This window comes from Micromonospora sp. WMMD980 (assembly GCF_029626035.1).
GTDB lineage: Bacteria > Actinomycetota > Actinomycetes > Mycobacteriales > Micromonosporaceae > Micromonospora.
The window spans coordinates 1-10,885 of record NZ_JARUBE010000004.1; the positions used below are offsets into that span (position 1 = coordinate 1).

At 74.2% G+C, this 10,885-nt stretch carries 8 protein-coding genes, 1 tRNA gene and 3 pseudogenes; 6 read left to right on the forward strand and 6 right to left on the reverse strand.

Annotated features, from left to right (window positions below; translation table 11 throughout):
* From O7618_RS32095 to O7618_RS32105, 3 genes are all read right to left on the reverse strand, one after another.
* Window positions 1-573 (reverse strand): IS701 family transposase (locus tag O7618_RS32095; RefSeq protein ID WP_278110273.1); only part of this gene is annotated, 573 nt, incomplete at its 3' end.
* A gap of 91 nt (window positions 574-664) precedes the next feature.
* Window positions 665-2,074: a UDP-N-acetylmuramoyl-tripeptide--D-alanyl-D-alanine ligase gene (gene murF / locus O7618_RS32100; RefSeq protein ID WP_278103968.1), complete on the reverse strand. Its 1,410-nt coding sequence runs from the start codon at window positions 2,072-2,074 to the stop codon at window positions 665-667.
* Between the two features lie 317 nt (window positions 2,075-2,391).
* Window positions 2,392-2,464: transfer RNA gene (locus O7618_RS32105), tRNA-Arg, on the reverse strand.
* 168 nt (window positions 2,465-2,632) lie between these two features.
* Between O7618_RS32105 and O7618_RS32110 the strand changes: the two genes are divergently transcribed.
* Window positions 2,633-3,379, forward strand: coding sequence for a hypothetical protein (locus tag O7618_RS32110; protein ID WP_278103947.1), 747 nt, complete (start codon window positions 2,633-2,635; stop codon window positions 3,377-3,379).
* A 58-nt stretch (window positions 3,380-3,437) separates the two neighbouring features.
* On the opposite strand, the gene O7618_RS32115 is transcribed toward O7618_RS32110, so the two are convergent.
* Together O7618_RS32115 and O7618_RS32120 are read right to left on the reverse strand one after the other, a co-directional pair.
* Window positions 3,438-4,463, reverse strand: a complete 1,026-nt coding sequence (locus tag O7618_RS32115; RefSeq protein ID WP_278103948.1) for an alpha/beta hydrolase — start codon at window positions 4,461-4,463, stop codon at window positions 3,438-3,440.
* Window positions 4,464-4,607: 144 nt separating this feature from the next.
* The gene (locus O7618_RS32120) at window positions 4,608-5,018 is read right to left on the reverse strand and encodes an HPF/RaiA family ribosome-associated protein (protein ID WP_278103949.1); all 411 of its coding nucleotides are present in this window, start codon (window positions 5,016-5,018) and stop codon (window positions 4,608-4,610) included.
* Window positions 5,019-5,303: 285 nt separating this feature from the next.
* Between O7618_RS32120 and ssb the strand changes: the two genes are divergently transcribed.
* From ssb to O7618_RS32135, 3 genes and pseudogenes are all read left to right on the forward strand, one after another.
* Window positions 5,304-6,053, forward strand: a complete 750-nt coding sequence (gene ssb, locus O7618_RS32125) for a single-stranded DNA-binding protein (protein WP_278110274.1) — start codon at window positions 5,304-5,306, stop codon at window positions 6,051-6,053.
* Between the two features lie 217 nt (window positions 6,054-6,270).
* Window positions 6,271-7,227: pseudogene (locus O7618_RS32130) on the forward strand (cobalamin biosynthesis protein); the annotation flags it as partial.
* 191 nt (window positions 7,228-7,418) lie between these two features.
* A pseudogene (locus tag O7618_RS32135) lies at window positions 7,419-9,108 on the forward strand (cobyric acid synthase); the annotation flags it as partial.
* On the opposite strand, the gene O7618_RS32140 reads toward O7618_RS32135, so the two are convergent.
* Window positions 9,010-9,411 (reverse strand): rhodanese-like domain-containing protein, encoded by a 402-nt coding sequence (locus tag O7618_RS32140; protein ID WP_278109860.1) that lies wholly within the window; start codon window positions 9,409-9,411, stop codon window positions 9,010-9,012. The pseudogene O7618_RS32135 and the gene O7618_RS32140 sit on opposite strands and share 99 nt — an antisense overlap.
* 111 nt (window positions 9,412-9,522) lie before the next feature.
* Here O7618_RS32140 and O7618_RS32145 point away from each other — a divergent pair.
* Together O7618_RS32145 and O7618_RS32150 are read left to right on the forward strand one after the other, a co-directional pair.
* Window positions 9,523-10,220, forward strand: a pseudogene (locus O7618_RS32145) (hypothetical protein); the annotation flags it as partial.
* Window positions 10,195-10,885, forward strand: a 691-nt coding sequence (locus O7618_RS32150; protein ID WP_278110275.1) for a M20/M25/M40 family metallo-hydrolase, incomplete at its 3' end; no start/stop codon positions are given. The pseudogene O7618_RS32145 and the gene O7618_RS32150, both read left to right, overlap by 26 nt.

Below are 10,885 nucleotides of genomic sequence, written 5' to 3' on the forward strand. Positions count from 1 at the left end.
GTTGTTGCCGTAGGCCTCGTCCGCGGCGACCCATCGGGCCGGGACCAGGGCTTGAACAGCGGCGGTGATCATGTCGTCGGCCAGCTCGGATCGGGTGGCGAACGCGACGTCGTCCGGGACGCCGGCCTGCTCACACCGCTGTCGATCGTCGGTCCAGGACTTCGGTAGGTAGACCCGGCGGTCGATCAGGGTGTGGCCGTGTCTGCTCGCGTAGGCCAGGAACACGCCAACCTGCGCGTTCTCGATCCGCCCGGCGGTGCCGGTGTATTGGCGCTGGACACCGACGGTGTGCACACCTTTTTTCAGATCGCCGGTCTCGTCAACGACGAGGACCCCGTCGGGGTCGCCAAGCCGGTCGACGACGACCTGTCGCACGTCGTCACGCACCGCGTCGGCGTCCCACTTCGCCCGATACAGCAACCTCTGCATCGCGTCCGGCCGGCCATGCCCGGCCTGCTCCGCCAACTGCCAACACGTCTTGATTTCGATATTCGTGAGCAGCCCTGTCACGAACGCCGCCGCCGCCCGCCGCGGCTCCACCCGCCCGAACCGTCCCGCGAACGCATCGCACACCCCGGCCAGGACCTGCCGCCACCGGGCAGGGTCTACGCTGTGGCACGCGGCCACCGCCAGATCTGAAGTTATGTCCACAGCAGACAGACGATCACGCGGTGGCCGCACCTCGTCTACCGACCCCCACCAGCAACATCTCAAACGGCGGCTGCCGTACTAGGAGCCCGGCGCTGTTGGCCGCCTTGACCAACACCACATCGCCCGGCCGCAACCCGTCGCGCAGCAGTTCCCACGCCTCGGCCACGGTGCCCGCCCGGTCCACCGTCGTGCCGGTGCCGGCGGCTCCGGCCGCGTACTGCCCGGCGTCGGCTCCGCCGATGGCCACGAGCCACCCGGCCCCGACCTCGGCCACGTGCTGCCCGATCTCGCGGTGTACCTGGGCGGCGTGCTCGCCCAGCTCGGCCATTTCCCCGAGCACCGCGACCGCCCGCCGGCCGTCCTCCGTCATCGCCTTCAAGGCGCGCAACGCGGCGCGCATCGCATCCGGCGCGGCGTTGTAGGCGTCGTTGATGATCGTCACGCCGTCCGCGCGGTTGCTGACCTGCATGCGTCCCGGCGACACCGCCTCGGCCTGTGACACCGCCTCGGCTACCGCCTCAATCGGATGGCCCAAACCGAGGGCGACCGTTGCGGCGGCAAGCGCGTTGGACGCCTGGTGCAACCCGTAGAGGCGCAACCGCACGTCGGCGGCCTGACCGTCGTGCACGAGCCGGAAGGCAGCCCGGCCCAGCTCGTCCAGGGTCACATCCTCGGCGCGCACGTCGGCCGGGTTGTCGATGCCGTACGTCAGCACCCGTGCGGTGGTGCGGCTCGCCATCGCGGCAACCAACGCATCGTCGCCGTTGAGCACGGCCAACCCGCCGTCGAGGATGTCCGGTAGCGCCTCCACGATCTCGCCCTTGGCCTGAGCGATGTTCTCCACCGATCCGAACTCGCCAAGGTGCGCGTGGCCGACGCGCGTAACCACGCTGACCCTGGGCGGGGCAATCCGGGTCAGGTAGGCCACGTGCCCGATGCCACGGGCGCCCATTTCCAACACGAGATACCGGGTGTCGGCGGTCGCGCGGGTGACCGTGTAGGGCAACCCCAACTCGTTGTTGTTCGATGCCCGGTTCGCCACCGTGGCACCCCACGTCGGGAGGATCTGAGCGAGGATGTCCTTGGTCGACGTCTTGCCCACCGAACCAGTCACACCGATCACCGTGGTCTGCGGAAGTCGGTCCACGACCGCGCGGGCCAGCCTCCCGTAGGCGGCGGGCACGTCCTCCACGACCACCGCCGGCACTCCAACTGGCCGCGATGCCAGCACAGCCGCCGCGCCAGCCTCGATCGCCTGGACGGCGTAGTCGTGCCCATCGACACGCTTACCGGGTAGCGCCACGAACATCCCGCCGGGCTCTACGCGCCGGCTGTCGAACACGACCGGGGCCGCCACCGTCACCGTGTCGGGGGCGTCGTGGACGGCTCCACCGATAGCGGCGGTGATCTCTTGCAGAGTCATCGGAAGCACGAGATGAACCTACCGTGCCGAGTTCACGTCGCACCCGACCCATTGGTCCCTGTCGCTAGACGGGATGACAGCGCCCGGCAAGCCTCCGCGTGATCCTTACCGGGCATCGTCTCTTGCTGGCGGTGCGGGTTACCGATGCCGGAGTCCTCCGCCGCCGCCCGTGGCGGACAGGGTGATGCAGTCGTAGTCGGAGGCGGTCACCTTCGCGGCGTTCTCGTTGGATGAGACGTAAAAGTAGGCGAAGCCGAGCGTGTCGGCGCAGATCCGCGCGGTGCTGGTGACGGCAGGTCAAGCCTGCTGCGTGAGAGTGCGCCCGGCAGGATTCGAACCTGCGGCCTTGGGATTAGAAGTCCCCTGCTCTATCCGCTGAGCTACGGGCGCGCGTCGACGGTCGTCGCGCCAAGAGGGTACCGCCGGCTCCGGCCCGGCCGGGGGTACGGGTGGGCGCGCCCACGTCGCCGCCAGCGTCCCACGCCCGGGCCGCATCCGGCACCGGAGTTCCGGCGGGTCAAGGGCCGGCGGGCGCGCCCCGGTCCGTACCCTCGGCGGATGCTGCTCGACCAGGAAACCGAAAACGAGATCGTCTTCGAGCTGTGCAAGCACCTCGGGCGGTCGATCCTGCCCGTGGCCGGGTCGGAGCGGCCCGGCGCGCCGGCCGGCACGGTCGGCACCGCCTTCTTCTACAGCGAGCTGGTCGGCGCCACCGACGACGGGGATGTCGCGCACGAGTGGCTGCTCACCGCCGACGCGCTCACCGACCGGCCGTACGGGGAGATTCTGCTCCGGCCGAGCGTCACCGAGCCGGCCGAGGGGGCGGCGGAGCCGATCGAGCTGCCCGGTTTCGCCGACCACTGGCTGCGCCTGCCGGAGCTGGGGGTGGCCGCCATGCCCACCGGCGGGCTGCACGGGCACGCCGACGACCGGGGCTGGCGCTGGCGTACCCAGCAGGTCACCGAGGCGCTGGCCGCGCCGGCCGACGCGGTCGCCCGGATCGGCGCGGCGCCCGGCTCGGCGTTCGTGCTGGCGCTGGGCGTCGGCGACGACGGGTCGCGGCCGCTGGAGGCGGTGGTCGAGCGGGTCGCCCGGGACGCCGACGGGGTGCGGGTGACCGTCGAGCTGCCCGCCGGGTACGTGGGCGCGCCGGTCTTCACGGTGGAGGCCGGGGCGGCGGACGAGCCGGTGCCGCGCTGCCTGGGCCTGCTGCTGCCGGCCCGCGACGGCGGGCACCCGGTCGCCACGTTCGACCGCATCCGTGCGGCGCTCGCCGAGGCAGCGGAAGGAGGGGCCCCTTCCTAACGCCTCCGGTAGAGAGGGGGCCCCTTCTCACCACCTACCGAAGGAGACGGCCGGCAGTTCAGCCCTCGGCGCTCGCGTCGGCGGGTTCCTTGACCGGGCGGCGGGGGGCCGGCGGCGCGGGCTCCGGCTCGGTCGGGCCGGCGCGGAGGAAGCCCTCCGCCCACCGCCCGACCTCCGCGAAGACCTTCTCGCGTACGCCGGGGCTGGACAGCGTGAGGTCGTGCAGCCCGCCGTCGAAGCGGGCCACCGTGACGTGCCGGCCGAGGCGGGGCGCCCAGCGCACCATGTGCTCCACGTCGAGCACCGCGTCGGCCCCGGTGGCGCTCTCGTGCCACTTCGCGCCCCGGAAGCTGCGGGTCGAGCAGGCGAGCAGCACCGGGACCTCGATGCCCAGCCCGGCGCGCAGCCGGCGCTGGCCGGTGCGGATCGCGTCGAGCCAGCCGGCCCGGACCGGGAACCCGGCCAGCGGCTTCCACGCCAGGTCGTAGCGCCACTCGCCGCGGTGGTCGGCGTGCAGGCTCTCGCCGTACACGGTGCCGAGCCCGAACGGCAGGATGCGCTGCGGCGCCCGGCGGCCCAGGCGGGAGACGGCGGCCGCGAGCGGTCGACGGACCAACCAGGGAGCGTTGATATCGAAGAAGGGGCTGTTGAGCACGATGCCGTCGACCAGGCCGGCGTCGCGGCGGGCGTCCGCCCAGAGCGAGATGATCAGGCCGCCGGTCGAGTGGCCCATGGCGAGCAGCGTCTCGTGGCCCTCGTCGGCACGGATGATCTCCGCGGCGGCGTCCAGCTCGGGGAAGTAGTCGCTCAGGTCGCGGCAGAAGTTCGGGGTCTGGTGCGGGAGCAGGCTGCGGCCGTACTTGCGCAGGTCGAGGGCGTAGAAGTCCCAGCCGCGCGCGGCGAAGAAGTCGGCCACGTGGGTCTGGAAGAAGTAGTCGACGAAGCCGTGCACGTAGAGCACGGCCCGGCCGGTCGGTCGGTCGGCGCGGCGGCGGACCAGGGTCGCGACGACCGGTCCCTCGTCGTCGGTGCCCAGTTCGATCGTGCGCCGCTCGTAGGGCGCTCCCAGCACGTCCGGTTCCACGACCGCGACGGTACGCCGCCGAGCTACCCGGCGGTAGGGGTGTAAGGCCGGGCCCCCTGTTAACGCATTCGGTAGAGGAAGGGGCCCTGTTGACACCTGCGGCCGGCCCGCCCGCCGGCACCGTGCGGGCGGGCCGGGTCCGGGTCAGGCGGTTTCGGCGTCCTGGCGCAGCACGTCGTCCAGCGGGACGGGGTCGGGCTGCTCCGTCGCGCGCAGGTGCTTGTTGTTGCGCGGCTCCTGCCGAGTCTTCGCGTCGTTGAGCTTGCGGCGCAGGTCGTCCCGGACATCGTTGAGCGCGGCGTGCAGGTCCTCCTCCGTCGAGGTGGTGACGATCTTCTGCCGGCCGGCCACCCAGCACTCCAGGGTCACCTTCTGGCCCCGGGCCTCGCGGTCCTTGACCGACACCTCCAGCTCGGTGGCGTCGGCGTGGAAGCTGGCGAGCCGGGCGTCAAGCGTCGCGAACTGCTCGGCGATCCAGTTGCGGTCGCCCTGGGAGAACCCGGCACCGACCCGCAGGCACTCGCCCACGGTCGCGGGGTTCGCCACGGCGCTCATCGCCCTGCCTCGCGGACGTCTCGGAGAAGCATCGGCGCTCCCTTTCTCTCGGTTGATCAAGTACTTACCCAACCGGCACGATTCCGGAACGCCTCCCGCCGGTCACGTTCCGATCATGTTTCGCCGCAGCTCGTACCCGTAGGGCCCATCGGCCTAGCAGATGGGGACCTTGATCAGGCGGTTGTCCACAGGCCGTACGTCGTCCACAGGCGCGGGGCCGGCGGGCTGTCCGGACGGCCCGGTTCGGCCCACGCTCATCCGGACAACCGATCCCTGGGAGGGGCGATGTTCGACACCTACGTCACGATCGTCGGCAACCTGCTGACCGCGCCGGAGTGGCGCCGCACCACGCAGAGCGGCACGCTCGTGGCCAACTTCAAGGTCGCCTCGACCGCACGCCGCCTCGACCGGGACAGCGGTCGCTGGGTCGACGGCAACAGCCTGCGGGTGCGGGTGAACTGCTGGCGGCGGCTCGCCGAGGGGGTGGCGGCGTCGGTGGCCCTGGGCGATCCGGTGATCGTCGCCGGCCGCCTCTACACCCGCGACTGGACCGACGAGGCCGGCAACCACCGGACGCTCTACGAGTTGGAGGCCGTGGCGGTCGGGCACGACCTGTCCCGGGGGCGGGCCCGGTTCCTGCGCAACCAGCCGCGCGCGGCCACCAGTTCGGTCGAGGACGCCGAGGCGGAGCAGCGCGTGCACGGCGAGGCGACCGAGGCCGTGCCCGACGAGCTGGCCCCGACCACGTTCGACGCCCGGCCGTTCGACGACGACATCCTGCCGCCGGAGTTCGGGCCGGCGCGGGTCGGCCTCACCGGCGCGCTCGACCGGCCGGCCGAACCCGACCCGCTCGACGCCCGGCCCGGGGAGCCGGGGGAACTGGGTGAGGGGGGAGACAAGCTGGGCGCCGCCGAGGACGACGAGCTGGGCGAGGTGGAGCTGCCCGTCGACGACGGGCCTGGCGTCGCGGGGCCCGACGGCGGAGGGTCCGCCCCGGGGCGCCGCGGCCGACGGCGTGGCACGGTGTCCGTCTGAGGCCGCGGCCGGTGCGACGGGGGCGCGGGGTGGCGACGCCGGGCGTGGCCACCCCGCGGTACGGGGATGCCGCGCCCCGGAGAAGAGAGCGCCACCTCGGGTCGCATACCGGTAGCGGGATGGTGGATCGTCAGGGAGGGCGGAGCGTCCCTCGGGAACCGCGGGTGCGGCTAGGCTGGCCGGCCGGAGGTGGTGACGGGTGCGGCAGGCGACCGCCATGGCGAACGCGACCGGGCTGGCGGTGGGCTACGCGCTCGACGCGCTGCTCGGCGACCCGCGCAGGTGGCATCCGGTGGCCGGTTTCGGTCGCGCGGCAGGTGCCCTGGAGCGGCGGGTCTACCGCCCGCGGCGGTCGGTCGGGGTGGCGTTCACCGCGCTCGCGGTCGGCGGGCCGGTGCTGCTCGGCGCTGCCGCCGCGCTCGCCACCCGGCGTCACCCGGTGGCCCGGGCCGCGCTGGTGGCCGCCGGCACCTGGGCGGTGCTGGGCGGGCGCACGCTGCGGCACGAGTCGCGGGTGATGGGTCGGGCGCTGCGTCGTGCCGACCTGCCCGCCGCCCGGGCCCGCCTCGGCCACCTGTGCGGGCGGGACCCGTCCGCCCTGGACGAGCCGGAACTGGCCCGTGCCACCGTCGAGTCGGTGGCCGAGAACACCTCCGACGCGGTGGTCGCGCCGCTGGTCTGGGGGGCGGTCGCCGGGCTGCCCGGCCTGCTCGGTTACCGGGCGGCGAACACGCTCGACGCCATGGTCGGTCACCGCTCACCCCGCTACGCCCGCTTCGGCACCCCGGCCGCCCGGCTGGACGACCTGCTCAACCTGGCGCCGTCGCGGTTGACCGGGCTGCTCACGGTGGCCGTCGCGCCGGTGGCGCACGGGGACCGGGCGACGGCCTGGCACGTCTGGCGGCGGGACCGGGGCGACCATCCGAGCCCGAACGCCGGGCAGTGTGAGGCGGCGATGGCGGGCGTGCTCGGTGTCCGGCTGGGTGGGCGCAACGTCTACTTCGGCCGCTCGGATACGCGGCCGTTCCTCGGCGACGGGCCCCGTCCGGAGGCCCGGCACCTGACGCGCGCGGCCCGGGTCTCCGGCGCGGTGGGCCTGGCCGCTCTCGGGTTGGCGGCGCTCTACCCGGTGACCGTGGGTCGGCTGGCCGGTGCGACCGGTCGCGCCGCGCTGCGCGCACTCGCCGGCGCCGCCGGGCGTGGCCCGACCGACGCCGCGCTCGCCGGTATCACCGGGCGTGGCCCGACCGACGCCGCGCTCGCCGGCATCACCGGGCGCGGGTACGGCGCCGCCCGGTGTGGACCGACCGGCGCTCCCGGGCGCACGCCAGGAGGCGTCGCGGCGAGCGGCTCGGGCAGCGGGCGGTGAGCGGCGGGCTGCTGGTCGCGGGCACCACCTCCGACGCCGGCAAGAGCGTGCTGACCGCCGGCATCTGCCGTTGGCTCCGTCGGCGGGGCATTCGGGTCGCGCCGTTCAAGGCGCAGAACATGTCGAACAACTCGGCCGTGGTGGTCGGCCCGGACGGCCGGGGCGGGGAGATCGGCCGGGCCCAGGCCATGCAGGCCGCCGCCGCCGGGCTCGCGCCGGACCTGCGGTTCAACCCGGTGCTGCTCAAGCCGGGTAGCGACCACGCCAGCCAGGTGGTGCTGCTCGGCGAGGCGGTCGACACGGTCACCGCAGGCAACTTCCACACGCTGCGGCCCCGGCTCGCCGCCACCGCGTACGCGGCGCTGGCCGAGCTGCGCACCGAGTACGACGTGGTGGTCTGCGAGGGCGCGGGCAGCCCTGCGGAGATCAACCTGCGGGCCGGTGACTACGTCAACATGGGGCTGGCCCGCCAGGCCGGCCTGCCCACGATCGTGGTCGGCGACATCGACCGCGGCGGGGTGTTCGCCTCGATGTTCGGCACCGTGGCCCTGCTCGACGCCGCCGACCAGGCGCTGGTCGCCGGCTTCGTGGTCAACAAGTTCCGCGGTGACCTGGGGCTGCTCCGGCCCGGGCTGGACATGCTGCGGCAGGCCACCGGCCGCCCCACCTTCGGCGTGCTGCCGTGGGCGCTGGACCTGTGGCTGGACGCGGAGGACTCGCTCGCGTACGGGCGGGTGCTCGGCCGGCCGGCGGCGCCGCGCGGCACGGACTGGCTCGACGTCGCGGTGGTCCGGCTGCCCCGGATCTCCAACGCCACCGACGTCGAGGCGCTCGCCACCGAGCCGGGGGTGCGGGTGCGGCTGACCGTCGAGCCGGCCGAACTGGCCGCCGCCGACCTGGTGGTGCTGCCCGGCTCCAAGTCGACCGTCGCCGACCTGGCCTGGCTGCGGGAGACCGGGCTGGCCGACGCGGTGCGGGCGCACGTCGCCGCCGGTCGCCCGCTGCTCGGCGTCTGCGGCGGGTTCCAGATGCTCGGCCGGATGATCCACGACCCGGTGGAGAGCCGCCGGGGCAGCGTGCCCGGCCTCGGGCTGCTGCCCGTCGAGATCACCTTCGACAGGCGCAAGACGGTCCGCCGGGCCGCGGGCGTCGCCGCCGGTGACGTGCCGGTGCACGGGTACGAGATCCACCACGGCCGGGTCTCCGCCGCCGACCCGGGGTTGCCGCCGCTGCTGCGCTACACCGACGGCACCGGCGAGGGCGCCCGGCTCGGCGCGCTGTACGGAACCCACTGGCACGGCGCGTTCGAGTCGGACGCGTTCCGCCGCCGGTTCCTCGCCGAGGTCGCCGAGGCGGCCGGCCGGACCGGCTTCGCGGTCGCGCCGGACAACTCGTTCGCGGCGGCCCGGGAACGGACGCTGGACCTGCTCGGTGACCTGGTGGAGGAGCACCTGGACACCGGCGCGTTGTGGCGGCTGGTCGAGGAGGGCCCGCCGCCGGGCCTGCCGTTCGTGCCGCCCGGCGCGCCCGGGCGACCGCCCGGCCCGTCGTGACCGGAGCGGTCCGGCGGCACCCGGTCGGGACGGCTCAGTGGCGCACGTCCGCCGGGCGGTCGGACATCGGCAGGCCGGCCTCGCGCCAGCCCTGCACGCCGCCGATCATGTCGGTGGCGTGCCGCAGGCCGAGGGTCTGCAGGCTGGCGGCGGCCAGGCTGGAGCTGTAGCCCTGCCGGCACACCACCACGATCTCGCGGTCGTAGCCGATCGCCTCCGGGATGCGCCACTCGCTGGCCGGGTCGAGTCGCCACTCCAGCACCGTGCGGTCGATGACGATCGCGCCGGGCAGCTCACCCTCCTCGCGGCGCTGCGCCTCGGTGCGCGTGTCGACGAGCAGCGCGCCGTTGCGGACCGCCTCGACGGTCTCGTGCGGGGTGAGCCGGCGGAGACCGGCGCGGGCCTGTTCCAGGAGGGCGTCGACGCCCGGACACATCACGTCATGGAGCACCCCCAGATCATGCCCGCGGCGTCGGCGGGCCGCCGGGTGAAACGGTCCGCCCGGGTCGCAGGATCCAGCGGACGGGGGAACGTTAGCGTCGGTCGGGTGAACGTCGCGGTGGTCGAGGCGTACGCCGGGTTGGTCCGGCGGGTGCTGGCCGCGCCGCCGCGGTTGGGACGGACCCGGCTGGTGGCTGTTGACGGGCCGAGCGGCGCGGGCAAGAGCGTGTTCGCGACGCGCCTCGCGGACGCGTTCGTGGCGACCGGCGCGGGCCGGCCGCCACTGGTCCACACCGACGACCTGCTGGACGGCTGGGACGACCAGCTCACGTTCTGGGCCAGGCTGGAGGAGCGGGTGCTCGGGCCGGTGCGGGCCGGCCGGCCGGGCGGCTACCGCCGGTACAGCTGGGTGCGCGGGCGTTTCCTGGGTCCGGTGGTGCCGGTGCCGGCGGCGCCGGTGCTGCTCGTCGAGGGGGTGAGCGCGGCGCGCGCCGTGGTGCGCCCCGAGCTGACCCTCTCGGTGCTGGTCACCGCGCCGGGGGAGCTGCGGTTGTCCCGGGCGTTGGCCCGCGACGGCGCGCAGGTCCTGCCCGAACTGCGCCGCTGGCACGCCGGGGAGCGGGCGCACTTCGCCGCCGACGGCACCCCGGCGGCGGTGGACCTGGTCGTCGACGGCGCTTCCGACCTGCCGCACGACCCGGAGCGCTACTACGTGCGGCTCGGGCGGCGGCCGGGCTCGGACGGCGTGACCGGGTAAGGCCGGCATACGATTCCGGTCATGACCACTCCGATCATTTCCGAGTCCGAGGTGCGGGCCGCCGTCGAGCGGGAACTGCCCGGTGTCCGTGCCGACCTGGAACGACTCGTCCGCATCCCGGGCATCGCCTTCGACGGCTTCGACCACTCGCACGTGGAGCGCTCCGCCGAGGCGGTGGCGGAGCTGCTGCGCGGTTGCGGCCTGGACACCCGGATCGTCCGCTCCGGCGGCCAGCCGGCGGTGATCGGGACGAAGGCGGCTCCGGCCGGCGCGCCCACCGTGCTGCTCTACGCCCACCACGACGTGCAGCCGGTCGGCGACCTGGCGTTGTGGGAGTCCGACCCGTTCGAGCCGGTGGAGCGCGACGGCCGCCTCTACGGCCGGGGCGCGGCCGACGACAAGGCCGGCATCATGGCGCACGTCGCCGCGCTGCGCGCGTTCGGCGACCGGCTGCCGGTCGGCGTGGTGCTGTTCGTCGAGGGCGAGGAGGAGTACGGCTCCGACTCGCTGGAGCGGCTGCTCGCCGAGCACCGCGACGACCTGGCGTCGGACGTCATCGTGATCGCCGACTCCACCAACTGGGACGTCGGCGTGCCGGCGCTGACCACCTCGCTGCGCGGCATCGTGAACTGCTTCGTGGAGGTCCGCACGCTCGACCACGCGGTGCACAGCGGCATGTTCGGCGGTGCCGTCCCGGACGCGCTCACCGCGC

What these genes read in the sequence shown, in the direction of transcription:
- ssb (WP_278110274.1), top strand. Translation starts at nt 5,304, where the DNA reads ATGTTCGACACCTACGTCACGATCGTCGGCAACCTGCTGACCGCGCCG.
- O7618_RS32120 (WP_278103949.1), bottom strand. Translation starts at nt 5,018, where the DNA reads ATGAGCGCCGTGGCGAACCCCGCGACCGTGGGCGAGTGCCTGCGGGTC.
- O7618_RS32110 (WP_278103947.1), top strand. Translation starts at nt 2,633, where the DNA reads ATGCTGCTCGACCAGGAAACCGAAAACGAGATCGTCTTCGAGCTGTGC.
- O7618_RS32140 (WP_278109860.1), bottom strand. Translation starts at nt 9,411, where the DNA reads ATGTGTCCGGGCGTCGACGCCCTCCTGGAACAGGCCCGCGCCGGTCTC.
- murF (WP_278103968.1), bottom strand. Translation starts at nt 2,074, where the DNA reads ATGACTCTGCAAGAGATCACCGCCGCTATCGGTGGAGCCGTCCACGAC.